Genomic DNA, 25098 nt, shown 5'->3' with positions numbered 1-25098 from the left:
ACGACGTCCTCGACGTCGTACGACATCGAGGACGTCGTTCCGCGTCGGGAGTGCGCGGCCCCAGGCGACACCGCTCAGGCGGGCAGCCGCTCCCCCGCCTCGACCGCCACGTCGAGCCGGTTCTCGGCCGGGGGCAGCGGGCACGTCGCGTGCGCGGTGTACGCGCACGGCAGGTTCGTGGCGCGGTTGAAGTCGATCCGGGTCGCGCCGGCGGCATCCGGGGCGGCGATGTCGAGGCTCCGGTTGGCGGCGTACGTCGTGACACCGCTGGTGCGGTCGGTGAACAGGACGTGCAGGCCGTCCCCGTGCCCGTTGAACGCGAGCAGCGACCGCGGCCCGTCGACGTCGAAGGTCAGCACGCCCGGCGCCGAGTAGACGTGCTGCAGGCCGTCGACGACCGAGCCGACGGTGACCTCGCGCGGTTCGTCGAACGGTTCGAAGTGCGCGTCGACCACGAAGCGTTCCGACGGCTCGTACGTCGGGGTCCCGGGGTACTCGGTCCGGGTCGGGTTGCCGGGGTGCCGTGGGCGGATGACGTCGCTGCCGCCGCGTCGGGCGACCTCGATCACGACGGACTCGTCGCCGTCCTGCCACACCACGGCGGTGCTCGACCGTTCGGGCAACGGCCCGAAGCGGTGGGTGCCGGTGACCGGCTGCCCGTCGACCTCGACCGTCTCGCCCTCGGCGAGTTCGACGACGGGGCCGCCATCGCCGGTCGACCACGTGCCGGGTGCGTCGTCGAAGCGCTCGGGTGTCGCGGTGAGCCACCGGATGCTGGTGATGGCCAGGAAGCCGTGCTCGCTCGCCCGTGCCCGCTCGTGCTCGTCGTGCCAGGCGGCCCACTCGGTGGCGAAGTCGGATGCGGTCGGCGTCGTCGTGCTCATGCTCCGACGCTACGGCGTCGCGACGGCGGCCGCGCCGACGTCGTCGCACGGCGTCACGCGCGCTGCCGGCCCCGTGCCCTGGACGCGCCCGCTCACCAGGGGTGGGCGATGCTGCGGAGGTGCACCGGGCCTCCCGGTCGACGCCCCGGACCGGCCCCGCGGACGGCGGGGGCGGGCACGGCGAGGTCGGCCTGCAGCACCGCGCAGGCCACACCGCGGGCGACCGAAGCCTCGCCGAAGGTGGTCGCCGCGACGGTCGGGAACGGCCCCTGCGGCAGGCGGACGGCCAGCCGCTCCCGGACGGCCGCGATGAAGACGTCGCCGCCGGCGAGGGCCGCGCTGCCACCGATCGTGACCCGCGGCACGTCGAGCAGCTCGACGACGTGGGCGAGCGCGGATCCGAGTGCGGCCCCGGCCTCGGCGACCAGCGGTGCCGCGGCCGGCGTCGCGCAGAGCCGCGCGAACGCGTGTCGGACGTCGGTGGCCCGGTCGAGCGGGATCCCCGCGGGGAGCAGCCCGGCGGTGACCGCGCGCCGGACCTGCTGCAGGGGCTGACAGGCCTCCCAGACCTCGGTCCAGCGGCCGTGCGCCTCGACCGGCATGCCCCCGAACTCGCCGGCGTTGCCGGTGGCGCCGCGGACCACCTCGCCGGCCGCGACCGTCGCCGCGCTGATCCCGTGCCCGAGGAAGACGGACACCAGGTCGTCGGCAGCGGGCTCGGCCCAGACCTCGCCGAGGGCGCTCGCGACGCCGTCCTTCTCGAGGAGCACGGGCAGACCGGTCCGGGCGGCGAGCTCGTCGGTGACGGGCAGCGACCGCCAGGCGGGCAACTGCGCGGGGGTGCCCATCCGGACGCCGTCCGGGTCGATCGATCCGGGGACGGCCAGGCCGATGCCGGCAGGGGCGGACCGGCCGCCGCGGACGCGCCGCACGGCCGCGGCCATCGTGTCGAGCGTCCGCGCCGGGTCGTCGGTCGCGTCCAGGTCGACGTGCTCGACGGCCAGCACGGCACCGGTCAGGTCGGTGCGCACCACGACCAGGTGCGCCGGGTCGAGGTGCACCCCGATGGCCGACCGCGACCCCGCGACGACCTCGAGCCGTCGTCCACCGCCCGGCACCTCGCGCACGAGCCCCGCCGCCACGAGTCCGGCGGCGATGTTCGACACCGTCTGCGCGCTGAGCCCGGTCGCACGCACCAGATCGGCCCGGGCGAACGGCCCCCGGCGGCGGACGAGGTCGAGCACGAGCGCACGGTTCTGGACCCCGACGCGCACGAGGTTCGTGCCGCCCGTTCTGCCCTGCACCACGGTGTCAGGAAGGGGTTGACGGGGCTCGGACATGATCCTTAGCATCTCTGGTCATACGAATTTGTCAATCAATTGGATTGAAACCGCGACGGTGCGACCGGTTCGCCCGTCCGACGACGGATTCGCCTGTGCCACACCGGCGTGGCACGGGGTCGGAAGGGACGCTCGTGACGACGACGACACGATCCGGGACCACTGCACCACCACGGACGCGCACGGGCGGTGACGCTCCGGCCCGTCGACGACCACGCGAGAAGCATCCGTGGACCCCGGCCGAGAAACGCCGGCTGCGCGTCGGCATCGCGTTCATCTCACCGTGGATCCTCGGCGTGCTCGTGTTCATCGCCTACCCCCTGATCTACTCGTTCGCGATCAGCCTGACCCGGTACTCGGGCATGGCCGACATCACCTGGGTCGGGTTCGCCAACTACGTCGCCGCGTTCATCGACCCGCTCGTGCACACCGCGGTCGGCAACACCCTGTTCTACGCCGTGATCGCGGTGCCCGTCGGCATCGTGATCGCCATCGTCATCGCCATCGCGATGAACCAGGACGTCCGCGAGATCGGCTGGTACCGGACCGCGCTGTACATCCCCTCGCTCATCCCCACCTTCGCGCTGGCGTTCATCTTCGTGGTGCTCGTCAACCCGCAGACCGGCCTGGTCAACCAGGTCATGAAGCTCGTCGGGATCCCGGCGACGAACCTGCTCGGCGACCCGACGACGGCGAAGCTCGTCATCGTCGCGCTCGCCCAGATGGGCGCCGGCAACGCGGCGCTGATCTTCCTCGCCGGGCTGCGCGGGATCCCGAAGACCCTGTACGAAGCCGCTCGCGTGGACGGCGCCGGACCGGTCCGGCAGTTCTTCGCGCTGACCCTGCCGCTGCTGTCGCCCGTGATCCTGTTCAACCTGATCACCGGCATCAGCAACGGCCTGCAGGTCTTCACCGAGGCGTACGTGATCTCGTCCGGCACCGGCGGCCTCGGCAGCCCGGACAACGGGACCTTGTTCTACATGCTCTACCTCTACAAGAACGCGTTCAGCTACGCGCAGCTCGGGTTCGCCAGCGCCATGGCCGTGCTGCTGTTCCTGGCCGGCATGATCCTGTCCGGGCTCGTGTACTGGCTGTCCAAGCGCTTCGTCAACTACGACGTGACCGGGGAGTGACCGATGACACTGCGCACTGAACGACACCCGGACCGCGACACCGTCACCTCGTCGATCGAGGCCGTCCGGCCCCGCGGCCGCACGGGCGCCGACGACCGCTCCCGCAACGCCGACGGCTCGATCCGCTCGCCGTGGTCGTCCGTCCTCGCCCGCGTGCTCCTCATCGCGATGAGCCTGCTGTTCCTCGTCCCCATCTACTGGATGGTCATCTCGGCGCTGAAGGGCAACTCCGAACTCGGTGCCTTCCCGCCCACCTGGTTCCCGCAGTGGCTCGACTGGTCGAACTTCGGCAAGGCGATCGACGCGATGCCGTTCTTCACCTTCTTCCGGAACACGCTCATCATCACGGTCTGCGTGACGCTGTTCTCGATGGTGTCGAACCTCGTGATCGCGTACGGCTTCGCGTGCCTCGAGTGGCGCGGCCGCGACAAGGTGTTCTACGTCGTGCTCGCCACGCTGTTCATCCCGTTCCCCGTCACGCTCATCCCGATGTTCGACCTGTACGCCCGACTCGGCTGGATCAACACCTTCCTGCCGCTCATCGTGCCGAGCCTGTTCGGGTCCGCGTTCTACGTGTTCCTGCTCCGGCAGTTCCTGCTGCAGATCCCGAAGGACCTGCTCAACGCAGCGCGGATGGACGGCGCCTCCGAGTGGGGCATCCTCTGGCGGATCGTCTTCCCGCAGGCCCGGGCGGCGCTCGTCACCGTGGGGATCTTCGCGGCGGTGGGCGCCTGGAACGACTTCCTCGGGCCGCTCATCTACCTGCAGGACGAGAACGTGCAGACGCTCTCCATCGGGCTGCAGATCTTCCGCCTCAACAACTCGCAGGACTTCCAGTTCAACCAGCTGATGGCGGCATCGGTGCTCATCATCCTGCCGCTCGTGGTCCTGTTCTTCGTGTTCCAGCGGACGTTCATCAAGGGCGTCCAGATCGGGAGCTTCAAGTGAGCAGCGCATTCGACCGACGAACGTTCCTCCGCGGTGCCGCGGCCACCGGCGGGGCCGGCGCGCTCGCACTGCTCGCCGCCTCGTGCGCGAGTGGCTCCGGGGCGCGCAGCAACCCGAACCAGGTCACCATCTGGGGCGTCACGGGCACCTTCGTGCCGTTCCAGACGAAGGTGATCAAGGACTTCAACAAGGTCCACCCCGAGGTCGACGTCAAGGTGAACGTCGTGCCGTCGCAGGGCACCGGCGACGCCACGAGCATCATCACGGCCGTGCGCGGCGGCACCGCCCCCGACCTGTGGCTCCTCGACCGGTTCAGTGCGGCGCAGTACGCGGCCATCGGGCTCATCGAACCGATCGACGACATGATCGAGGAGTTCGAGGACCAGCCGAAGGACGAGTTCCTGGCGCAGTGGCTCGGGTTCACGATCGGCGAGGTCAGCTACCAGGGCAAGACCTACGGCCTCCCCCACGACACCGACGCCCGCGGCATGTTCGTGAACCGGAAGATGCTCACCGGCGCCGGGATCGACCCGGACGAGTTCGACTGGGAGCACAACGGTCCGGTGAGCATGGACCGGATGTGGGACGTCAGCGAACGCCTCACGAAGAAGTCCGGCGGGAACTACACGCACGTCGGACTGCTCCCCTGGTACGGCGAAGGCTGGCCGTTCACGTGGGGGCTCGGCTTGGGCGCCTCGTACTTCGACCAGCAGGACTCGAAGATGACGATGGACTCGGCGAGCGTCCGGAGCATCTTCGAGTTCTACGAGGACTGGGCGAAGCGCTACGGCTACAAGGACGCCGACACCTTCATCGCGACCTACGAGCCGACCGGGCACCCGCCGGGACAGACCGCGTTCATGGCGGACCGGATGGCGTTCATGGTCAGCGTCCCGTCGACGATCCAGACCTTCGACAACTACGGCCCGAAGGACCTCGACTGGGGCACCGCGTACCTGCCGACCCAGCAGGACGGCGGCGACAAGTACACCTGGTCCGGCGGCTTCGCGCTGTGCGTGCCGAAGGGCTCGAAGAAGAACAGGGCCGTGTGGGAGCTCATGAAGTACTTCACGAGCAAGCAGGGTCAGGAGACCTACATGGTGCCGGCCACGAGCGTGCCGTCGAACATCGCAGCGCTCGAGGACCCGAAGGGCTCGGCGAAGTCGATCCGCTTCTTCACCGAGTCGATCGGCGCGTCCACCTGCCGCCCGCCGTTGCCCGTCGGCGGCGCGTGGTGGGACTCCCTCGCCGACGCGCGGTCGAGCGTCCTGCTCGGCACCGCGAGTCCGAAGGAGGCCGTGGAGCGTGCGCAGAACCGCGTCGACCCGATGATGCAGACCTACTCGCCCTTCACCCTGCCGAAGGACTACGACACGGTCCGGATCTGAGCAGGAACGCACCGCCCGTCACCACGAGAGGAACCACCGACACATGCCCTCCACCCCCTTGCGCGTCGCCGTCCTCGGCTTCTGGCACGTCCACGCCGGCGACTACGCGCAGCAGACCGTCGACCACCCCGGCACCGAGCTCGTCGCCGTGTGGGACGACGACGCCGAGCGCGGCCGGGCCGGCGCCGAACGGTTCGGTGTCGAGTTCACCGACGACCTCGACGCCCTGCTCGCCCGGCCGGACGTCGACGCCGTCACGATCACGACCTCGACCGACGTCCACCGCGACGTCATCGTGCGCGCCGCCGCGGCCGGCAAGCACGTCTTCACCGAGAAGCTCCTCGCCCCCACCGTCGAGGAGTGCGAGGCGGTCATCGCCGCCTGCGACACGGCCCGCGTCGCGCTCGTCGTCTCACTCCCGCGGCTGTACCACGGGTACACCGCCGCGATCCTGCGCGAACTCGACGCGGGTCGCCTCGGCGACGTCACGTCCTCCCGCGTCCGGCTCTCGCACGACGGTGCCGTCGCACCGTGGCTGCCGGAACGCTTCTTCGACCCGGCGACGGCGATCGGCGGCGCACTCACCGACCTCGGCTGCCACCCCGTGTACCTGACCCAGCTGTTCCTCGGTGCACGGCCGGACAGCGTCGCGGCCGTCTACCGCTCGGTCACCGGCCGGGCGGTCGAGGACCACGCCGTGGTCACCGTCGGCTACCCCTCGCAGGCGATCGGTGTGATCGAGGCCGGCTTCGTCGCCGGCACCCCGTTCACGATCGACGTGGCCGGTACGCGGGGGTGGCTCGCCTACTCCGACCTGGAGGCCCGGCTCACCGCCGGCGGACCGGCCTACGGCGACGAGACGGTCACCCTCGACGTCCCCGCCGACACCCAGGACGCGTTCGGACAGTGGGTGGACCACGTCGCCGCCGGCACGCGTGCCGACGACAACCTCGCCCGCGCCGTCGAGCTCACCCGCCTGGTGGTCGCGGCGAACGACGCCGCGGGTTATCCCGCGGGCCACGCCGCGGGGCACGCCACCCCCGTCGGCGCACCCGTCTGACGACCCAGCAGTGCAACACCACGAACCCACCACAGGAGTCACCATGTCCAGCGACATCATCCGCGTCGGCCTGATCGGCGGCGGGGGCATCGCCACCTTCCACATCAGCGGGTACGCCCAGCACCCGGAGCTGATCCGGGTCGCCGCGGTCGCCGACGCGTTCGCGGCCACGGCCGAGGAGCGCGGCGCCGAGCTCGGCGTCCCCTGCTTCACCGACTACCTCGAGATGCTCGAGCAGGCGGACATCGACGCCGTGGACATCTGCCTGCCGCACCACCTGCACCACGACGCGATCGTCGCCGCCGCGAAGGCCGGCAAGCACGTGCTGTGCGAGAAGCCGCTCTGCCTGAGCCCCGACGAGGCCGCCGACGTGCAGCGTGCGGTGTCGGAGTCCGGCATCACCCTGATGTGCGCGCACAACCAGCTGTTCATGCCAGCGGTCGCGAAGGCCAAGGAGCTCATCGACGGCGGCGCACTCGGCACGGTGTACGAGGTCCGCACCACCGACTCGTTCCGCAACGAGTTCGACCCGTCGAACATGGGGTGGCGCGCCCACGCTTCGACGAGCGGCGGCGGCGAGCTCATCGACACCGGGTACCACCCGAGCTACCTGCTCATGCACCTGGCCGGCGGCGTCCCGGTGCAGGCCACCGCGATGCTGTCCACGCACCGACTCGCCTTCATGGAGGGCGAGGACTCGGCACAGGCCCTGTTCCGCTTCGACAACGGCGCCGTGGGGCAGCTCGTGACGAGCTGGGCGTACGACCCGGCCGCCGGCACCGAGCGGTTCAGCGTCGTCGGCGAGCACGGCTCCCTGACGAGCGACGGCACCACGCTGCGGTGGGACCTGCGGGACGGCACGAGCGAGTCGGTGACCTTCGACGAGGTCGACACCTTCGCGGCCGAGATCGGCGCGTTCGGGGCGTGCCTGCGTGACGGCACGCGGCCGATCCACTCCGAGCGGGAGGGCATCGCGGTGCTCGGCATGATCCTGGCGGCGTACGAGGGCGCCCGGACGGGCACGATCGCCCCGGTCCTGACGGCGGACGAGACCGTCAGCGCCTGACCCGCGCGGATCGACCCCGGACGACATCCTCGACGTCGCACGACGTCGAGGATGTCGTTCCGCGTCTCGGGGCTTCGCGCGTCAGCTCGTCGCCGGTGCCGCGTCCTCGTCGTCGGCGGCGTGCAGCACCGACTCCGCCTGCCCGAGCAGGTGGCGCGCGGCCAGGTTCAGTGACCGCACCCCGACCACGGCGACGAGCAGGGTCAGCAGCACGAGCAGCACGGTCGTGGGCACCCAGGCCGCCGGCAGGTCGAGCACCCGGAACCACTCGATCGCCGCCGTCGCGACCGCCGCCGCCGGGAACACGAACGACCAGAACCCGAGCGAGAACCCCAGCCGGACGTACCGGGGCAGCAGGGCGAGCTGCACGAGGAGCATGAGGACGCCGAGGCCGGCGATCGCCTGCACGGGCAGGGTGAGGGCGTCGTGGGTGAGCGCGAACAGGGAAACGGTCGCCACCGCGGGCGGGGCCACGAGGATCGCCATGGTGGGGACGAGGGGGTCGGGCAGTGCCGGACGGAAGGACAGCCGGATGAGCAGCAGCCCGGTCATCACGCCCCAGAAGAACACGCCGACGCCGAAGCAGGCCCACGACGACCAGCCGGCCCCGACCTCGTGGGTGGCGACGGCGGCCACGAGGGCGGCGGCGACGGTCGGCAGCAGGTAGCCGCCGTGCACGGCCTCGAGGCTGAGGCGCCCCTCGAACCACGTGCTCAGCAACCACGCCGCGAACCCGGCGGCGACCGCCACCGCGAGCAGCACGAGGACCTGCCCGCCGAGCTCCCAGAAGCGAGCGAGGTCGACACCGAGGAGCATCGCGGTCGCGGGGACCAGCGCAGCGATCGGCCCCTGCGCGGGGTGGCGGAGCTGGTCGACCAGGCGTTCCTCGACGCGGACGCCCCGCAGGACGTGCGCGCCGAGCAGCCACACCCACGCCACCGCCGCGACCGCCCAGAACACCTGCGGGACGACGGCCGGGAGTCCGAGCACGGGTGCTGCGTAGGACCAGGTCTCCGCGAAGCCGGCGAGGCCGAACGGTGCGGCGAGGGTGTTGAGCGGGATGCGGGAGGTCGGGCGCGCGCTGGGCATAGGGGTCCCATTCTCCCCGGACCGCGTCGCGTCGCGTAACGCCCCGGCCACCGTGACGCCCCCGTGGCACATTGGGCCCATGCCCTTCGAGAACACCGACCACGTCCAGGCCACCACGGCCGGCTCGCTCCCCCGCACGCCGGAGCTCATCGCCGCGAACGCCGCCCGCCCCGTGGGCGCGGACGGCTTCACGCTCGAGACCACCGACGAGGTCCGTCAGCTGACGAGCGCGGCGGTCGACGACGTCGTCGCACGCCAGACCGCCCTCGGCATCACGCAGCCGGGCGACGGCGAGTTCGGCAAGGCGATGTCGAACGGCGTCGACTACGGCGCGTGGTGGGGCTACTCGTTCCAGCGGGTCAGCGGCCTCTCGCTCACCGAGGAGAACGTCTTCACGCAGGAGCCGGTCCGCTCGAGCCCGGGCAACGTGCAGCTCACGAGCTTCCCGGACCGCCGCGACTGGACGATCTTCCGCGACGCCTACACCGACCCGGAGTCGGGCATCGGCACCGGCAAGAACGCCACCGCGTTCCCCACCACGACCGGCCCGATCACCTACACCGGGCACGACGCCGCGCGCACCGACGCCGCCAACCTCACGCACGCGCTCGCGGCCGCCGGTGCCGACAACGGGTTCATCACGGCCCTCTCGCCCGGCTCGGCAGCCCGGGTCGCGAACGACTACTACGCGACCGACGAGGAGCACATCTGGGCCTGGGCCGACGCCCTGCGCGAGGAGTACCGGATCATCCTCGACGCCGGTCTCGTGCTGCAGATCGACGACCCGTCGATCGCCGAGAACTGGGACCAGATCAACCCCGAGCCGAGCGTGGAGGACTACCGCGCCTTCACCCGCATCCGCGTCGAGGCGCTCAACCACGCGCTCAGGGGCCTCGACACCAGCCGCGTCCGCTTCCACCTGTGCTGGGGCTCCTGGCACGGCCCGCACACCACCGACATCGAACTCCGCCACATCGTCGACCTGATGCTCGACATCGACGCCGGCGCCTACTCGTTCGAGGCCGCGAACGCCCGCCACGAGCACGAGTGGACCGTCTGGCAGGACGTCACGCTGCCCGACGGCAAGGTCATCGTGCCGGGTGTCGTCGGCCATGCCACGAACGTCGTCGAGCACCCCGACCTCGTCGCGCAGCGCATCGAACGGTTCGCCTCGGTCGTCGGGCGCGAGCGCGTCATCGCCGGCACCGACTGCGGGCTCGGCGGCCGCATCCACCCGCAGATCGCCGCGGCCAAGCTCGAGTCCCTCGGCGAGGGTGCGCGCCGGGCGAGCGGGAAGCTCTTCTAGCCGCCCGTTCCTTCCCAGAACGGCTGCAGTACCGAGCGAGATCGGGCGTACGTGCCGAGAAGAACACGGCAGGTACGCCCGGTCACGGCAGGTACGCCCGGTTACCGACGCGCGCGGGCGAGCACGACCGCGCCGACCGCCGCGGCCGCGCCGAGCCACACGAGCGGGCGTGTGACGCGTCGCCGCTTGGCGACCCAACCGCCGTTCGTGGCGTTGTCGGCGTCCGCCGGGGCGTAGAGGTTGCCGTCGGTCGGCGCGGCCTTCCCGCGCAGGGCGAAGGTCTCGACCATCGGCTTCGTGATCTTGTGGAACAGGCCCGGGAACACGTACTGCAGTGGCACGAGCGACGCCTGGATCCGGCCGACGAAGCGGTACCGCTTCGGGTGCGTGGCGGCGGTGACGACGGCACGACCCGCGCGTTCGACCGACACCGTCGGCGGCAGCGGGTGCGAGTTCTTGCCGGTGTAGTTGGCGCCGTTCTGGTAGATCGGGGTGTCGATCGTCGACGGCAGCAGCGCGGTGAAGTGGATGCCGGTGCCGGCGAACTCGTCACCGAGGACGTCGATCAGGCCGAGCGCGGCGTGCTTGCTCGTCACGTAGGCCGACTGGTACGGCGCGGAGAGCAGCGACTGGATCGAGCCGACGAGCACGTACGTGCCCTTCCCGCGCTGCTTCCAGTGCGGCAGCAGGTGGGTCACGGCGTTGAGGTGCCCGTACAGGTTGGTGTCGACGACGCGCTTGAACGCCTCGGTGGGGGTCTGTTCGAACAGGCCGTAGACGAACAGGGCGGCGTTGCCGACGAAGACGTCGATGCGGCCGTGCCGGCTCGTCACCGTGCCGATGAGGTCCTTGACCTGGTGCTCGTCGGCGACGTCCGTGGGGATCGCCACCGCGTCGGCGCCGAGGGCCCGGCACTCCGCGGCGGCGGCCTCCAGGGAGTCGTGGCCGCGTGCGGCGAGCACGAGCGTCGCGCCCTGCCGGGCGAACTCGTGCGCCGCGGCCCTCCCGATGCCGCTCGATGCTCCGGTGACGACGACGATCTTCCCGCGGTACCGATGTCCCATGCGTCATTGGTACGCGCCGCTGGTCCGTTCCCGCACAGACGCGCCGTACCCCTGCGCCCGGTGCGAGGATGGAGCATGCGCAAGGACGACCTGACCGTCGACGAAGCCACGGTCATCGCCGAACACGCCCGGTCCGGTGCCCTCGAGCTCGACGACCCCGAGGTCCGCCGGGTCGTGGAGCAGGCGAACCGCGTGCTCGTCCGTGCACAGATGTGGGGCGAGGAGCGGAGCCCGAAGCTCCGTCGCCGCCGCCGCTTCATCGCGATCGGCGCGCTCGTGATGGTGCTCGTCTGGGTGGCCGGACTGTTGGTGCCGCTCGCACTGCGGTTCGGCGTCTAGCCGGATCAGGGTCGAGCCGGAGTCGAGGCGGCGTCGCCGTCCGGCTCAGCGACCGGCGCGGGCGTTCCGGGCGAGGAGCCAGAGGTACGTGCTGTGCCCGACGAGCGCCAGGCCGAAGAAGATCGCGGCGACGGCGTAGACGCGGTCGAGCTTGCCCTGCCCGATCACGAGCATCACGACGCAGAACGCCACGGCGATCGCGAGCACGCCGACCTGCACGGTCGACCAGATCCGTCGGAAGCGCGGCATGCCCGTCTCGTTCACCCGGCCATTCTCCCCCATGCCGAGCGTGTCCCGCGGTCGACCGACGTCGGTCCGCGGTACGACACGGACGTCGCACGCCGGTACCGTGCTCCGATGTGCGGCGGTCCGAGCCGGACCTACCGTGCAGGCATGGACACGCACCACCCCACGGCCACCCCCACCAGCACCCCGGCCCGACCTGCACGCCGACGCCGCAGCCCGCTGCGCGTGATCGGGTTCTCCCTCGTCGGGCTCGTCGGCCTCGGCGCCCTGACGCTCGGCGGCACGGCCACCTACGACGCGATCGCGACCGCAGCCGAGCGGGACGACATCCGCCCCTACGGCGAACTCGTCCCCGTCACCGGCGGCCGGGTGAACGTCGCCGTCACCGGGTCCGGGTCGTCGACCGTCGTCCTGCTGCCCGGCTTCGGCACGGCATCCCCCGTCATCGACTTCTCTCCGCTCGTCGACCGGCTGCAGGACACCCACCGGGTGGTCGTGGTCGAACCGCTCGGGTACGGCCTCAGCGACGGCACCGACCGACCCCGGACCAGCGCGAACATCGTCGACGAGGTGCACCAGGCGCTGTCGACCCTCGGCATCGACCGGTACGTGCTCGCCGGGCACTCGGTCGCCGGGATCTACGCACTCGAGTACACGAACGCGTACCCGGACGAGGTGCAGGCGTTCGTCGGCATCGACAGCAGTGTGCCGACGCAGCCCGGCATCGACGACGCCGTCGGGTCCGGCCTGTTCCGCTTCGTGAAGGCCACCGGGCTCGCCCGCGTGCTCACTGCCGTGTCCGGCGACGCGTACGCCGGGTTGCCCTACACCGACGCGCAGAAGGAGCAGATGACCCTGCTGTCACACCGCACGAGCATGCGCGCGACGTACCTGGACGAGTACGAGCACCTCGGCGCGAACTTCCGGCACGCCCGCAGCCTCACGTTCCCCGCCGACCTGCCGGTCCGCCTGTTCGTCGTGGGCGACGACCCGGAGGTGCCGGGGTGGGAGCGTCTGCACCGTGAGCAGGCGGCATCGGTGACCGACGGCCAGGTCGTCCTGCTCGACGGCGGGCACTACCTGCACCACACCCACGCAGCGGAGATCGCCGAGGGCATCGACGCGGTCGCCGACCTCGGTCAGTGATCCCGGAGCGCCTCGACGAGCTCGGCCTTGCGCTTCGACGAGTACCCGGTCAGGCCGAGCTCCTTCGCCCGCTTCCGGAGGTCGGCGACGGTCCAGTCGTCGTAGGAACCGGACTCGCCGCCCTTCTTCCCGACTGCCTCCTCGCCGCGGGCCGCTGCGGCGTTGCTGATCCGCGCGGACTTCTCCTTCGAGTTGCCCTCCTTGCGGAGCTCCTCGTACATGTCCGGCTTCTTGAGTTGGTTCGGCATGGTGCGTCACGGTACGCGCGCCGGCCCGGCGTCGTTCCGAGCCGGCGGCGGCTCAGCGCTTCTCGGGGTCGTGACCCCAGTTCATCAGGGACCACCGCCACGGGGTGTCGTGCACGTCGCCGTCCGGCCGCTGCTCCGAGTGCCGGGCGACGTAGCCGATCACCTTCCGCATGTGGGCGTGGTCGTCGTCGGTCCGGTCCGCCTTGTGCTTCTCGAGGATCCGGATGACGTGCCGCCCGCTCTCGTGCCCGGTCGACTCGCCGCCGCCCGGGGGCTTCTGCCCGACGTGCTTCGACTCGTCGGTGTCGAGCCACTCGCGGAGCTCCGACGGGGTCATGTTCACCGCGTCGGCGAAGTCGCGCTCGGTCTGCTGGTCGTCGTCGTCGCTCATGCCCCGAGGCAACGCCCCGGCCCTGGACGAGTGCGCAGGACGGACGGCGCTCCGGCTTCCCCCAGCGCCGACGGGTTCGGTGGTCCCGAGCCAGCAGGAAGGAACCCCATGCCCACCGACCAGTACGAACACGGTGACCCGCGCACCCGCTACCCCGATGTCCAGCCGGAGCCGCAGACCCAGGACGAGCCGGGCCTCCAGTCCGCGATGGACCCGGTCCCCGACCTGGGCGAGACGAGCTACCGGGGCACCGGTCGGCTCGCCGGCCGGAAGGCCCTGATCACCGGCGGTGACTCCGGCATCGGCGGCGCCGTCGCGATCGCGTTCGCCCGCGAGGGCGCCGACGTCGCGATCGCGTACCTGCCGGAGGAGCAGTCCGACGCCGACCACGTGCTCGAGCAGATCCGTGCCGCCGGACGCACCGCCGTGGCGATCCCCGGCGACCTGCGCGACAAGGCGTACGCGCAGGAGCTCGTCGACCAGGCGGTCGCCGGACTCGGCGGGCTCGACGCCCTCGTGAGCGTCGCCGGCAAGCAGCGGTGGCAGCCCGACGTGCTCGACATCACGGAGGACCAGTTCGAGGCGACCTTCGACGTGAACGTCTTCGGGCTGTTCCGCCTCGTGAAGGCGGCACTGCCGCACCTGCAGCCCGGTGCGACGATCACCACGACGGCCTCGATGGAGGCGTACAAGCCGGCGCCCGACCGGCTCGACTACGCAGCGTCGAAGGGCGCGATCAACAACCTGTCGAAGGGGCTGTCCCAGCTGCTCGTCGAGCGCGGCATCCGCGTGAACATCGTCGCTCCCGGGCCGACGTGGACGGTCCTGCAGCCGAGCGGCGGCGTCGACCCGTCGACGTTGCCGGAGTTCGGCAGCAGCGAGTCGCCGATGGGTCGCGCCGGGCAGCCGGCCGAACTCGCCCCGGCCTACGTGTTCCTGGCGTCGGACGAGTCGAGCTACGTGGTCGGCGAGACGCTCAACGTGAACGGGGGCATGGTCACGCCCTGACCGGCACCGCTCGCCGACGACACGGCAGCGGGTGGGAATGGATCGGACCCGCCCGCTGTCGGACTCTGCACCGATCACGAAGACCACGAAGGAGCACACCATGAGCCTCGAACCCCACAAGGGCGCAGCGATCGTCGACGAGCGCACCTGCACGCCGAAGCCCGTCCTGACCAAGCTGCACGACGCCCGCACTCCGGCGTTCGGCCGGTGGCTCGGGCAGATCAACCGCCAGGACTGAGGCGCCGCCCGGCGCACCGCATCGCCCTGCTAGCGTGCAGACGTGTCCCGGGGCCGGCTCTACTTCGCACTGCAGGCCCTCGGTGGCGCTGTCTGGTGGATCACCGTCGCGACCCTCCCGGGCATCCGGACGCTCACCCTCGGCTCGCTCGACCCGGTCGCCGTCGCGGCCGTCGACGTCCCGCTGTTCGTCGTCGCGTCGGCGATCGCGGCGTCGTCGGCCAGTGCCCTCGGCCGGGCCGCAGCGATCGTCGCCACCGGCTGGACGGCGGTCGTCCTCGCGGCTCTCGCCGTCTGGGCCACCGTCACCGGTGAGGCCGGCTGGGGAGTCCTGGTCATGGCCGCGGCCACCATCGGCTCCGGGCTGGCCCTCGCGCTCGTCCTGCTCGGCCGGGTGCCGACCGAGTGGTTGACGTCCGGTCCGCTGCGGTTCCGCACCGCCGACCCGGGTGCCGCGACGTCACGGCACGTGGTCGCGACGACGCTGCAGATCGTCGTCTTCTGGGGACTGTTCCTCGGGGTGTTCCCTGTCGCCATCGCCGTCGCCGAGCACCGCTGGCGGCTGCACCCCGCACTGCCCGGACCGGTCGTGACCGCGCTGCTGGTGGCCGGGCTCGTCGTCCTCGCGCTCGCCAGCGCCCTCGGCATCGCGTCGGCGGCGGCGATGTCGACGAAGGGCGCGGGGACGCCGCTGCCGTCCGCCAGCGCGAACCGGCTGGTCGTCGCCGGCCCGTACCGGTCGGTGCGCAACCCGATGGCACTCGCCGGCATCACGCAGGGCGTCGCCGTCGGGCTGCTGCTCGGGTCGTGGATGGTCGTCGTCTACGCGCTCGCCGGCTCGATCGTGTGGAACTGCGTCGTCCGACCGCTCGAGGAGGCCGACCTCGAGGTCCGCTTCGGCGACGACTTCCGCCGCTACGCCGCGCGGGTCCGGTGCTGGGTGCCGCGGTGGCCGATCGCCGCGAGCGTGCGCGGCGTGCCCGTCGCCGTCAGCTCGTCGAGCCGCTGATGTTGACGAGCCACGTGACCCGGAACCGGTCGGTGAGCATCCCGAACGTGTCGCCCCACGGCGCCTTCGTCAGCGGTTCGATGATCGTCGCCCCGTCGGCGAGCCCGTTCCAGTAGCGGGTCAGCGCCTCGTCGTCGTCGCCGCTGAGCGACAGCGAGATGGTGCTCTCCGACGGCGTCTCCATGCCGGTCGGCGCGTCCGACGCCATCAGCAGCAGGCCGTTCTCGCCCTCGAGCTGCCCGTGCATGACCTTGTCGACGTCGGCCGGGTCCTGGCTCATGCCGGCCTCGCCGAAGGTGCCGATCGTGAGCTGGCCGTGGAACACCGAGTGGTAGAAGTCGAGGGCCTCGCGGGCCCCCGAGCGGAAGCCGAGGTACGGGTTGAGACGCACGGACATGGTGGACTCCTCACGACGGGCGGGCGTCGTCGCCCGCTGCGCGCCCATCGTCGCAGACGGCGGGTGTGCACGGAAGGACGCGGGGCACTGGAACGCTCGCGGAAGGCGGACGGGAGGCCCGTGGCGGAGCCGCCCCGCGCCTCCAGGCCGTCAGGTGGTCGCGGTGCGGTCCGTGGCCGCGTCCGCACCGGCCAGGTCGCGGATGCGCTTCGCCGGCACGCCGGCGTAGACGCCGTGCGCCAGCAGGCGCCCGGTGACGACCGCGCCGGCCGCGACGACCACGTCGTGCTCGATGTGCGCGCCGGGCAGGACCGTCGCACGGCCGCCGATCCACACGCGGTCCTCGATGACGACCGGACGGCCGGTCGCCGTGTCGCTCCACCGGCCGTCGGCGTCGATCGCGTGGTGGCTCGTCATGATGAGGACCTGCATGCCGATCGCGGCGTTCGCGCCGATGGTGACGGGTGCGATGGCCTCGATGGTCGTGCCGCGGTTGAAGTAGACCCCGCGCGCGACCGACAGGTTGCGCGGGTCGCCGGTCAGTGAGAACCCGGGACCGGGAGCCGACTCGGCACGGGCGCCTGCGGCGTTCAGCAGCAGCCGTCGCACCACCCGCGGCAGGAACGGCGAGCCGAGCAGGGCGGTGAGGAGGACGTGCTCCCGGGCGTGCGCGGCGTCCTCGCGCAGGCGTCGGACGAACGTGGAGGGGACGGGGACGGCTGGCGCGGTCATGCGGCCTCCTGGGTTCGACGGTTCGTGCGATGTCGCACAGCCGAAACGTAGGCGCTGCCGGGCGACCCGACAACGGACACCGAGGCGGTTGCGTGATCCTTGCGGTAACGCCCCGGCCCGCTACTCCCGCGCCGCCAGCGCCGTCTGCCGCGGCAGCTCCCCGAACTCCTGCCGGTAGCTGCCGGCGAACCGGCCCAGGTGCGCGAACCCCGTCGCCCGGGCGATCTCGGCGACGCTGCGGCCGTCGCCGGCCTCGAGCTGCTCCCGGGCGAGCAGGAGGCGGATCCGGCGCAGGTACATCGTCGGCGTGATGCCGTGGTGCCGCTGGAACGCGGCCTGGACACCGCGCACGCTCAGGCCCGCGGCCTCGGCGACGTCGTTGACCGTGATCTGCTCGGTCGCATGGTCGAGCAGGAACGTCTCGGCGCGGGCGAAGCGGGCGGTGGAGGCCATCACCGGTTCGTGCTGCCCCACCGGCCAGTGCGGGATCGCGGTCAGGAGCCCACCGGCGGCGAACCGGGCGAGCTCGCGCTCACGTTCCACCGGCACGTCGGCCGGTCCCTGCAGCACCTCCTGCGCGACCGACCGGACCATCAGCCACCACGCGGCCAGCGGCGCACCCTCGGGTACGTGTCGCGGACGGAACTCCAGCGGACCCGGTGCCCAGTCGCCACGCTCGGCGGCGACCTGCTCGACGATCGTCCGGTCGATGCGCAGCACGTCGTGCTGGACGTCCACCCACCGGAACCGCTGGGGGTCCTGCCGGTAGAGCACCGGGCGGCCGACCTTGACGGGGTTGTCGTCGACGACCGCGGAGCCGGACTTCACCCAGACGATCATCATCGCCCGACCGGGCTCGACCGCGCCGCTCAGGATGCCCGTGCACCGCGTCGACTCGAGCGACAGCAGGGCGGTCCCCCGCACGCGTTCCTCGAAGACGAACCCCTCGCCGGTGCCCTCGACGGTGAGGCCGTGGGTCACGTGGGTCACCGAGAGTGCCTCGGCGGCGACCGACGGCTCGTCGGTCCTGACCTGCCGCTGCGTGCGGTGCATCATCTCGGGCACAGGACGATCCTCGCGACATGTCGGCATCCGCGCAACGCACGACGCGCCGGGTTCCTCGGAAGACAGCCAGCATCCGCGCGTTTGACTGATGGGCCATGAAGTACATCCAGTACGACCGCTCGACGATCCTGACCAGCGACGACGTCGCCGATGCCGTGATCGAGTACGCCGCGGCGCTCGCTGGCGGCAACCGGGCCGACGCCATCGCGATCCCGGCGGTGGCGGACGACGGCACCATGACCACGACGAAGATGCTCATCGGCCCGTCGAGCGAGATCGTCGTCGCCGACGCGGACGAGGACGAGCTCGAGGTCGAGAACGGCGAGTTCGTCGCCCGTCTGCGTGCGGCAGCGGGCACGTTCGAGCACCCGGAGACGATCCACGCGGACACCCGCTCCGACCTGACGGGCGAAACGCCGGTCGCCTGACCGCAGCACGGTCGTCGCGACGCTCACCGGCCGAGGTCGGTCGGGAACCTGCTGGCGTCGACGGCCAGGACCGCCTCGGTCCGTCGGCGCATCTCCGCCAGGAACGCCCCGCCCTCGGGTTCCAGGTCGTCGTCCGGCGCCGGCTCCAGGGCGACCGCCACCGCCGGCGCGAGGAGCAGCTCCACCGTGCTGGCGGCGCCGAACTCGTCGGTCGTCGGGACCGACACGACGTCGCTGAGCCGGCTCTGGTGCAGGGCGGCCGCGTACCGGATCACCGCGTCTGCCACCGCGTCACCGGTCAGGACCCGGACGGACCCCGCGTAGTTGACGTACTTCATCGGTGCTCCCTCGTGACGAGGGGCACCCGCCGCGGTGACGGTTACCTGATCCTGCTGGACAGTAGGCCGTGGTCGCCGCGCGCGTCACAGACAGCGCCGACGGCGACGGCGCCGAGGGGTCTGTCCACTCCGCGCTGTCGCTCGGGATCCCGCTGGTAGCAACGAGGTGCGTGCCGCCACCCGTGCGGCACGGGAAGGAAGCGACTCTTGACCGAGATCACCGCCCACCACGGGCTCTTCAAGGACACGAACCTGCACGTCGACGACACCGGCGGTTCCGGCCGCACCGTCGTCCTGATCCACGGCTGGCCGCTGTCCGGCGAGTCCTGGAGCAAGCAGGTCCCGGCGTTCGTCGACGCCGGCTACCGCGTCGTCACGTACGACCGACGCGGCTTCGGTCGCAGCGACAAGCCGAAGACCGGCTACGACTACGACCACCTCACCGAGGACCTGCACACGATCCTCACCGAGCTCGACCTGCAGGACGTCACCCTCGTCGGCTTCTCGATGGGCGGCGGCGAGGTCGCCCGCTACTTCTCGAAGTACGGCACCGAGCGGCTGCACAGCGTCGTCTTCGCCTCGGCCGTGCCGCCGTACCTGCTGCAGACCTCGGACAACCCGGACGGCCCGCTGCCGAAGGAGCAGGCGGCCGAGATGACCGCGGGCCTGACCAAGGACGAGGACGCGTTCTACGACCAGTTCACGACCGACTTCTTCTCGGTGGACGGCACCCTGGTCGTCTCCGAGGAGGACCGGCAGCAGGCGCTCACGCTCGCGAAGCAGGCGTCGAAGACGGCCGCGCTCGAGGCGATGGCGTCCTTCGCGAACACCGACTTCCGTGACGATCTGCCGAAGGTCACCGTGCCGACGCTCGTCATCCACGGTGACGGCGACGCGACCGTGCCGTACGAGGGCTCGGGGGCCCGCACGCACGCCGCGATCGCCGGTTCGGAGCTGCACGTCGTGGCCGGCGGCCCGCACGGCGTCAACGTCAGCCACCCGGACGAGTGGAACCGCGTGGTGCTGGCGTTCCTCGCGAAGTAGCGCGGAACGCTCCGCGTCCGCAGCAGTGGGCGCGACCGACAGGGCGGACGGGAGGCCCGTGGCGGACCCGCCACGGGCCTCCCGTCCGCCCCGTGCGCAGGTCCCGGGCTCCACTCAGGCCGCGGGAGCCACCAGACCGGCGCGCCGACGCAGTTCGAGCGCGGCCGTGACGAGCTCGCGGGTGCGCGGGTGCGCGCCCGCGTCGAACAGCCGCTCCGCGGGGCCGACGTCGACGACGCGACCGCCGTCGAAGACCGCGATGCGGTCGGCGACCCGGCGCACGACGGCGAGGTCGTGCGAGATGAACACGCAGGTCGTGCCGGTGGTGCGCTGCAGGTCGAGCACCAGGTCGAGGATCCGTGCCTGCACCGAGACGTCGAGGGCGGACGTGGGTTCGTCGCACACCACGAGCGGCACCGGTCCGGCGAACGCCCGGGCGATGGCCACGCGCTGCTTCTGCCCGCCGGAGAGCTGGGCGGGCCGGCGGTCCAAGACATCGGCGGGCAGGCCGACACGCGCCGCGAGCTGTTCGGCGGTGCCGTCCCCGTGCAGCAGCCGGATCGCCCGTCCGAGCACCTGTCGGACCGTGCGCCGCGGGTTGAGCGAGGCATCCGCGTTCTGGAACACGACCTGCACGGGCGGGGTGCCGGTCGGCGTCTGGTCGCCGGCGTCCAGCGTGATCGTGCCGTCGTGTCGGACCAGCCCGGCGAGGGCTCGGCCGAAGGTCGTCTTGCCGGAGCCGGACTCCCCCACGACGCCCAACACCTCACCGCGGCGCAGCTCGAGGTCGATGCCGTCGAGGGCGACGGCGCCGTCGTACTCCTTGCGGAGGCCCCTGATCGTCGCGAGCACGTCGTGCCGCGCAGTCTCGGCCGACGGGCCAGCCTCGCCCGTCGTTCCCGCCTTGCCCGTCGTGATGTCGGGCAGGGCGTCGACGAGCTGCTTGGTGTACGGCTCCGTGGGGTGGAGCAGCACCTGGGTCGCGGTGCCCTCCTCGACGAGCACCCCGTGGCGGAGCACCCCGACCCGGCCGCAGTGCGCCGCGACCAGGGGCAGGTTGTGGCTGATGAGCAGGGTCGCGAAGCCGATCTCGGTCCGGAGCTCGTCGATGAGCGCCATGATGCCCGCCTCGACCGTGCTGTCCAGGCCGGTGGTGGGTTCGTCGAGCACGAGCAGGCGCGGGCGCGCCACCAGTGCCATGGCGATCGCGACGCGCTGCTGCTGACCGCCGGACAGCTCGTGCGGGTACCGCACGCCGATCGTCGTCGGCGAGGGCAGCCCGACCCGCGTGAACGCCTCGATCGTCGCGGTGTCCGCCGCCGCGCGGCCGGAGCCCGTGGCGCGCAGGACCTCGGCGACCTGGCGTCCGACCGTCATCGTCGGGTTGAGGGCGAGACCGGGTTCCTGGTGGACGACCGCCACGACGTCGCGCCGGAACCGCCGGAGGCGCTCTCCGCGCAGGGACGCGACGTCGACGCCGTCGACGACCAGCGCCGACGACCCGACGGCGGCGTCCGGGCCGAGCGACGCGGTCAGCGTGCCGGCCACGGTGCTCTTGCCGGAACCGGACTCGCCCACGAGCCCGTACGAGCCACCGGGCTCGATCACGAACGCGACGTCGTCGACCACCCGGGTGCCGCGGTACGACACGGTGAGCCCGTCGACGCGGACCAGTGCGTCGGTCGTGCCGGTGGCCCGGGGCTGCTCGCTCACTCGGAGACCTCCTTGAGGTTGTCGGCGATCAGGTTCGCGGACACGACGATCGACGCCACGGCGACACCCGGGAACACGACCGTCCACCACGCGGCCTGCAGGTAGGCGCGGTTCGCGTTGATGTCGAGCCCCCAGTCGGCGGCCGGTGGCTGCGAACCGAGCCCGAGGAACGACAGCGACGCGGTGATGAAGATCGCGGCACCGAGGCTCAGGACCGCCTGGATCACGAAGACCCCGATCACGTTCGGCAGCAGCTCGCTGACCATCGCCCGGACGGCGCTCTCGCCCTGCAGCCGCGCGGCCTGGACGTAGGACTTGCCCATCTCGACGAGCACCGCGGCCCGGACGATCCGCGCGATGCCCGGGGCGAAGAGCACGCCGACGATGAGGACGAGCGCGGGCGTCGACACCCCGAACGCACCGACGAGCACGACCAGGAAGATCAGGCTGGGCAACGCGAGCAGCACGTCGAAGAACCGCATCAGGGCGGTGTCGACCCAGCCGCGGTGGTAGCCGGCGAGCAGACCGAGGGTGCCGCCGACGACGGTCGCCAGCGCCGCGCCGAACGGGCCGATGACGAGCGCCGGCCGGGCTCCGGCGGCGACGCGGGCGAAGACGTCGCGGCCGAGCGAGTCGGTGCCGAACCAGTGCGCGGCGCTCGGTGCCTGCAGGAGCTCGCCGGTGCGGGCGAAGGGCTGCAGGCCGAGCAGGTGCCAGCCCACGGCCAGGACGACCCACCAGAGCAGGATCGCCACGGAGACCAGGAATGTGGGACGCCGGAGGAGTCCGCGCCATCCGCGGCGCGTGACCCGCGCCGTGCCCGTGCTGGTCGACGCCGACGGACGTCCGGCGAGGGCGTCCGTCTCGACCGCACCGGGGACGACGGCGGTCATGCGGTGGCCGCCCGTTCGAAGCGGATCCGGGGATCGACCACCACGAACAGCAGGTCGGTGAGCAGGAGCGCGCCGAGCGAGAGCGCCCCGGCGAGCATCACCCCGCTCTCGAGCAGCAGGGCGTCCTTGCGCTCGGCGGCCGACACGAGCAGCGCGCCGAGGCCCGGGTAGGAGAACAGGGTCTCGACGATGACGCTGCCGCCGAGCAGGGTGCCGAGGTAGATGCCGAGCACCGAGAACGTCGGGATGAGCGCGTTGCGGACGACGTGGCGGCGGACGACCTGGCCGGTGGTCAGCCCCTTCAGCACGGCGGTGCGGTGGAACTGCGACCGGATCGTCTCGATCGTCCCCGCACGCACCATCCGGGTCAGGACGGCGAGGTACGCCAGGGCGAGCACCACGGCGGGCAGCGTGAGCACCCGGAGCCGCTCGCCGAACCCGGCGTCGAGCGCACCGGACGCCTGCACGGGAACCACCCGCAACCAGACCGCGAAGACGAGCAGCAGCACGATCCCGACGACGAACTCCGGCACCGCCGAGATCGTCAGCAGCCCGACCGTGACGGCCCGGTCGGAGCGGCGACCCTGCCGGTACGCCTGCACGGCGCCGAGGGTGATCGCGACCGGCACCATGATGACGAACGCGTACACGCCGAGCAGCAGGGAGTTGCCGAGACGGCCGAGCACCAGGTCGCGGACCGGCTCAGAGTAGACGAAGCTCGTGCCCCAGTCCCCCGTGACGAACCCGCCGATCCAGTGCAGGTACCGGCTGACGAGGGACCCGTCGAGCCCGTGGTCGACGTTCCACGCGCGCACCTGCGCCGCCGTCGCGTACTGCCCGAGGGCGTTCCGGCCCGGGTCACCCGGCACGACCTGGACGAGCCAGAACGTCAGGACGGAGACCACGACCAGGACGAGCGGGATCTGGACGACCCGTTGCCCGACCAGGGTCAGCAGACGACGGCGGCGCGCGGTGCTCATGACGCGGTGACCCCGATGCCCCGGAAGTCGAACCCGCCCGGGAAGTCCTGCCCCGACCGGAAGGTGCCCGTGACGCGCTTCTGCAGCAGGATGCTGCTCGACGCGAACGCGGGGACGATCACGGGTAGGTCGGTCCACTCGATCTCGGCGATCTGGTTCGCCAGGTCCTGCCGCTCCGAGTCGTCGGTCGTCGACTCGTACCGGTCGGTCAGCTGCTCGAGCTCCGGGCTCGAGTACTTCGACGCGTTCCAGACGGCGCCGTCGCGGTAGATCAGGTCGACGTACTGCGCGGGCAGGCGCTGCGCCCAGTTCGTGATCGTCACCGGGGCGTTCAGCCACGGGGTGTCGTCGCCGTCGGCGTAGTACTGCGCGCTCGTCAACACCTTGAGGGTGACGTCGAACCCGCCGACCGCCTCGAGCTGCTGCTGCACCACCTGGGCGAGGGCCTTCTCGGCGTCGAGCGTCGTGATCTCGAAGGACACGGTCGTGCCGCCGAGCAGGTCCGCGACCTTCGCCTTGTCCTGCTCGCGCTGTTCGAGCCCCTTCGGCTGGATCGCCGAACTCGGGAAGAACGTGGTGTCGTTGCCGACCTCGGCTGCGCCGCCGTAGACCGTCTTGACGATCTCCTCACGGTCGAGCGCGAGGGCGAAGGCCTCACGGACCTTCGGGTCGTCGAAGGGCGCCTTGGTGACGTCGAGGAAGATGCCGTCGAACTTGTTGAAGTACGGCTCGGTCTCGGTGTAGTCCGAGGCCTGCAGGGTCGACGTCGCGGTCGGGCTGGCGGCGATCTGGTCGATCTCCCCGCTCTGGAACGCGAGCAGCTGGGCTTGGTCGTCGGCGTAGAACTTCACGTCGACCTGCTGCAGGTCCACGTCCTTCGCGTCCCAGTAGTCCGGGTTCTTCGTGAACGTGGCGCCCTGGCCGGCCGAGTACTTCGTCAGCACGAACTGTCCGGCGCCGACGGGCTGCTTGGCCCAGTTCGTCGACGCGTCGAAGCCCGCCGGCTGGATGGTCGTGTTCGAGCCCGTGAGCAGGTAGGGGAAGTCGGCGTACGGCTTGGCGAGCGTGAAGTCGACGGTCGAGGCACCGTCCGCGGCGACCGACTGCAGGATGCCGTCGAAGCTCGACTTGCCGGGCGACTGGCTGTCCTTGCCGATGATCGAGTCGAACGTCGCGACGACGTCCTTGCTCGTGAGCGCTGCGCCGTCGGAGAACTGCAGGTCGTCGCGGAGCTGCACCGTCCAGGTGCGTCCGTCGGACGACGCCTTCCACGAGTCGGCCAGACGGCCCTCGAGCTTGCCCTTCGCGTCCTGACTGAGCAGGCCCTCGGACGCCAACCCCACGATGAACATCGCGTTGTAATCCGAGGTGGTGAGGGGGTTGATCGTGCTGTCGGGCTCCTGGAGTCCGAGCGTGTAGGTGCCGGTGTCCGAGGACGATCCGGGCGAGGCGTCGCCGCCGGACGAGCACGCGGCGAGCGTGAGGGCGAGGGCGGACGCGGTGGCCGCGAGGGCGAGGCGCTTGAGGCGACGCCGCCGCGACGTGAGGTCGACGGTCACGGATGACTCCTAGGGGGTTCGGGTTGCAGGGGTGCGGTGCTGGGAGG

28 protein-coding genes are annotated in these 25098 nt (G+C 71.5%); 13 read left to right on the top strand and 15 right to left on the bottom strand.

What is annotated here, in order from left to right; translation table 11 throughout:
* Positions 1–74: 74 nt before the first annotated feature.
* Both ACXKZB_RS09135 and ACXKZB_RS09130 read right to left on the bottom strand, forming a co-directional pair.
* Positions 75–884: a DUF1684 domain-containing protein gene (locus ACXKZB_RS09135; protein WP_488825798.1), complete on the bottom strand. Its 810-nt coding sequence runs from the start codon at positions 882–884 to the stop codon at positions 75–77.
* Between the two features lie 92 nt (positions 885–976).
* Complete coding sequence (locus tag ACXKZB_RS09130) at positions 977–2224, bottom strand: ROK family transcriptional regulator (RefSeq protein ID WP_488825797.1); 1248 nt, start codon at positions 2222–2224, stop codon at positions 977–979.
* Between the two features lie 134 nt (positions 2225–2358).
* Here ACXKZB_RS09130 and ACXKZB_RS09125 point away from each other — a divergent pair, with 134 nt between their 5' ends.
* From ACXKZB_RS09125 to ACXKZB_RS09105, 5 genes are read left to right on the top strand one after another with little or no spacing between them, the layout of a single operon-like run.
* Positions 2359–3357, top strand: coding sequence for a carbohydrate ABC transporter permease (locus tag ACXKZB_RS09125; RefSeq protein ID WP_123312820.1), 999 nt, complete (start codon positions 2359–2361; stop codon positions 3355–3357).
* Positions 3358–3360: 3 nt separating this feature from the next.
* Entirely contained in the window at positions 3361–4305 is a 945-nt protein-coding gene (locus ACXKZB_RS09120) for a carbohydrate ABC transporter permease (RefSeq protein ID WP_488825796.1), read from the top strand.
* A complete protein-coding gene (locus ACXKZB_RS09115) occupies positions 4302–5693 on the top strand; it encodes an ABC transporter substrate-binding protein (protein ID WP_488825795.1) in 1392 nt (463 codons plus the stop codon). Before ACXKZB_RS09120 ends, ACXKZB_RS09115 begins: the two co-directional genes overlap by 4 nt.
* Before the next feature lie 43 nt (positions 5694–5736).
* Positions 5737–6753: a Gfo/Idh/MocA family protein gene (locus ACXKZB_RS09110; RefSeq protein ID WP_488825794.1), complete on the top strand. Its 1017-nt coding sequence runs from the start codon at positions 5737–5739 to the stop codon at positions 6751–6753.
* 43 nt (positions 6754–6796) lie between these two features.
* Complete coding sequence (locus ACXKZB_RS09105) at positions 6797–7819, top strand: Gfo/Idh/MocA family protein (RefSeq protein ID WP_488825793.1); 1023 nt, start codon at positions 6797–6799, stop codon at positions 7817–7819.
* Between the two features lie 81 nt (positions 7820–7900).
* Here the strand turns inward: ACXKZB_RS09105 and ACXKZB_RS09100 are convergent, their stop codons facing one another.
* On the bottom strand, positions 7901–8908 hold the full coding sequence (locus ACXKZB_RS09100; RefSeq protein WP_488825792.1) for an SLAC1 family transporter: 1008 nt from the start codon (positions 8906–8908) through the stop codon (positions 7901–7903).
* A gap of 79 nt (positions 8909–8987) precedes the next feature.
* On the opposite strand from ACXKZB_RS09100, the gene ACXKZB_RS09095 reads away from it, so the two are divergent.
* Positions 8988–10214: a cobalamin-independent methionine synthase II family protein gene (locus ACXKZB_RS09095; RefSeq protein WP_488825791.1), complete on the top strand. Its 1227-nt coding sequence runs from the start codon at positions 8988–8990 to the stop codon at positions 10212–10214.
* 101 nt (positions 10215–10315) lie between these two features.
* Here the strand turns inward: ACXKZB_RS09095 and ACXKZB_RS09090 are convergent, their stop codons facing one another.
* Complete coding sequence (locus tag ACXKZB_RS09090) at positions 10316–11278, bottom strand: SDR family NAD(P)-dependent oxidoreductase (protein WP_488825789.1); 963 nt, start codon at positions 11276–11278, stop codon at positions 10316–10318.
* Positions 11279–11353: 75 nt separating this feature from the next.
* Between ACXKZB_RS09090 and ACXKZB_RS09085 the strand changes: the two genes are divergently transcribed.
* Entirely contained in the window at positions 11354–11617 is a 264-nt protein-coding gene (locus tag ACXKZB_RS09085) for a hypothetical protein (protein ID WP_123312828.1), read from the top strand.
* Between the two features lie 45 nt (positions 11618–11662).
* Here the strand turns inward: ACXKZB_RS09085 and ACXKZB_RS09080 are convergent, their stop codons facing one another.
* The gene (locus ACXKZB_RS09080) at positions 11663–11866 is read right to left on the bottom strand and encodes a hypothetical protein (RefSeq protein ID WP_123312829.1); all 204 of its coding nucleotides are present in this window, start codon (positions 11864–11866) and stop codon (positions 11663–11665) included.
* A 144-nt stretch (positions 11867–12010) separates the two neighbouring features.
* On the opposite strand from ACXKZB_RS09080, the gene ACXKZB_RS09075 reads away from it, so the two are divergent.
* A complete protein-coding gene (locus tag ACXKZB_RS09075) occupies positions 12011–13009 on the top strand; it encodes an alpha/beta fold hydrolase (RefSeq protein WP_488825787.1) in 999 nt (332 codons plus the stop codon).
* On the opposite strand, the gene ACXKZB_RS09070 is transcribed toward ACXKZB_RS09075, so the two are convergent.
* Entirely contained in the window at positions 13003–13257 is a 255-nt protein-coding gene (locus ACXKZB_RS09070) for a DUF7218 family protein (RefSeq protein WP_205462286.1), read from the bottom strand. The two genes, ACXKZB_RS09075 and ACXKZB_RS09070, sit on opposite strands and share 7 nt — an antisense overlap.
* Positions 13258–13309: 52 nt before the next feature.
* Positions 13310–13648, bottom strand: coding sequence for a DUF3140 domain-containing protein (locus ACXKZB_RS09065; protein WP_123312832.1), 339 nt, complete (start codon positions 13646–13648; stop codon positions 13310–13312).
* 108 nt (positions 13649–13756) lie between these two features.
* Here ACXKZB_RS09065 and ACXKZB_RS09060 point away from each other — a divergent pair, with 108 nt between their 5' ends.
* From ACXKZB_RS09060 to ACXKZB_RS09050, 3 genes are all read left to right on the top strand, one after another.
* Positions 13757–14656, top strand: a complete 900-nt coding sequence (locus tag ACXKZB_RS09060; protein ID WP_488825784.1) for an SDR family oxidoreductase — start codon at positions 13757–13759, stop codon at positions 14654–14656.
* Between the two features lie 100 nt (positions 14657–14756).
* Positions 14757–14894: a hypothetical protein gene (locus ACXKZB_RS09055; protein WP_222660914.1), complete on the top strand. Its 138-nt coding sequence runs from the start codon at positions 14757–14759 to the stop codon at positions 14892–14894.
* A 42-nt stretch (positions 14895–14936) separates the two neighbouring features.
* Positions 14937–15902: a methyltransferase family protein gene (locus tag ACXKZB_RS09050; RefSeq protein WP_488825782.1), complete on the top strand. Its 966-nt coding sequence runs from the start codon at positions 14937–14939 to the stop codon at positions 15900–15902.
* On the opposite strand, the gene ACXKZB_RS09045 is transcribed toward ACXKZB_RS09050, so the two are convergent.
* From ACXKZB_RS09045 to ACXKZB_RS09035, 3 genes are all read right to left on the bottom strand, one after another.
* Entirely contained in the window at positions 15883–16299 is a 417-nt protein-coding gene (locus ACXKZB_RS09045; RefSeq protein WP_396291035.1) for a VOC family protein, read from the bottom strand. The genes ACXKZB_RS09050 and ACXKZB_RS09045 overlap by 20 nt on opposite strands.
* Positions 16300–16449: 150 nt before the next feature.
* On the bottom strand, positions 16450–17031 hold the full coding sequence (locus tag ACXKZB_RS09040) for a DapH/DapD/GlmU-related protein (protein ID WP_222660911.1): 582 nt from the start codon (positions 17029–17031) through the stop codon (positions 16450–16452).
* A gap of 120 nt (positions 17032–17151) precedes the next feature.
* Positions 17152–18087 carry an AraC family transcriptional regulator gene (locus tag ACXKZB_RS09035; RefSeq protein ID WP_261784228.1) on the bottom strand — a complete coding sequence of 312 codons (936 nt, stop codon included), beginning with the start codon at positions 18085–18087 and terminating at the stop codon, positions 17152–17154.
* Positions 18088–18191: 104 nt separating this feature from the next.
* Here ACXKZB_RS09035 and ACXKZB_RS09030 point away from each other — a divergent pair, with 104 nt between their 5' ends.
* The gene (locus tag ACXKZB_RS09030) at positions 18192–18524 is read left to right on the top strand and encodes a hypothetical protein (RefSeq protein WP_488825780.1); all 333 of its coding nucleotides are present in this window, start codon (positions 18192–18194) and stop codon (positions 18522–18524) included.
* A 23-nt stretch (positions 18525–18547) separates the two neighbouring features.
* Here the strand turns inward: ACXKZB_RS09030 and ACXKZB_RS09025 are convergent, their stop codons facing one another.
* Complete coding sequence (locus ACXKZB_RS09025) at positions 18548–18862, bottom strand: hypothetical protein (RefSeq protein WP_488825778.1); 315 nt, start codon at positions 18860–18862, stop codon at positions 18548–18550.
* 207 nt (positions 18863–19069) lie between these two features.
* Here ACXKZB_RS09025 and ACXKZB_RS09020 point away from each other — a divergent pair, with 207 nt between their 5' ends.
* A complete protein-coding gene (locus tag ACXKZB_RS09020) occupies positions 19070–19906 on the top strand; it encodes an alpha/beta fold hydrolase (protein WP_488825776.1) in 837 nt (278 codons plus the stop codon).
* Positions 19907–20020: 114 nt separating this feature from the next.
* Here ACXKZB_RS09020 and ACXKZB_RS09015 read toward each other — a convergent pair whose 3' ends face one another.
* The 4 genes from ACXKZB_RS09015 to ACXKZB_RS09000 are packed head-to-tail and all read right to left on the bottom strand — an operon-like array spanning position 20021 to position 25051.
* Positions 20021–21619 (bottom strand): ATP-binding cassette domain-containing protein, encoded by a 1599-nt coding sequence (locus ACXKZB_RS09015; RefSeq protein ID WP_488825774.1) that lies wholly within the window; start codon positions 21617–21619, stop codon positions 20021–20023.
* Positions 21616–22512 (bottom strand): ABC transporter permease, encoded by an 897-nt coding sequence (locus ACXKZB_RS09010; RefSeq protein WP_222660901.1) that lies wholly within the window; start codon positions 22510–22512, stop codon positions 21616–21618. The genes ACXKZB_RS09015 and ACXKZB_RS09010 overlap by 4 nt, the downstream gene beginning before the upstream one ends.
* Positions 22509–23492, bottom strand: a complete 984-nt coding sequence (locus ACXKZB_RS09005) for an ABC transporter permease (RefSeq protein WP_488825773.1) — start codon at positions 23490–23492, stop codon at positions 22509–22511. The genes ACXKZB_RS09010 and ACXKZB_RS09005 overlap by 4 nt, the downstream gene beginning before the upstream one ends.
* Positions 23489–25051, bottom strand: coding sequence for an ABC transporter substrate-binding protein (locus ACXKZB_RS09000; protein ID WP_488825771.1), 1563 nt, complete (start codon positions 25049–25051; stop codon positions 23489–23491). Before ACXKZB_RS09000 ends, ACXKZB_RS09005 begins: the two co-directional genes overlap by 4 nt.
* Positions 25052–25098: the final 47 nt, after the last annotated feature.

It is taken from the genome of Curtobacterium sp. ABR8 (genome assembly GCF_057812125.1).
This window is presented reverse-complemented; position numbering and strand designations above follow the sequence as displayed.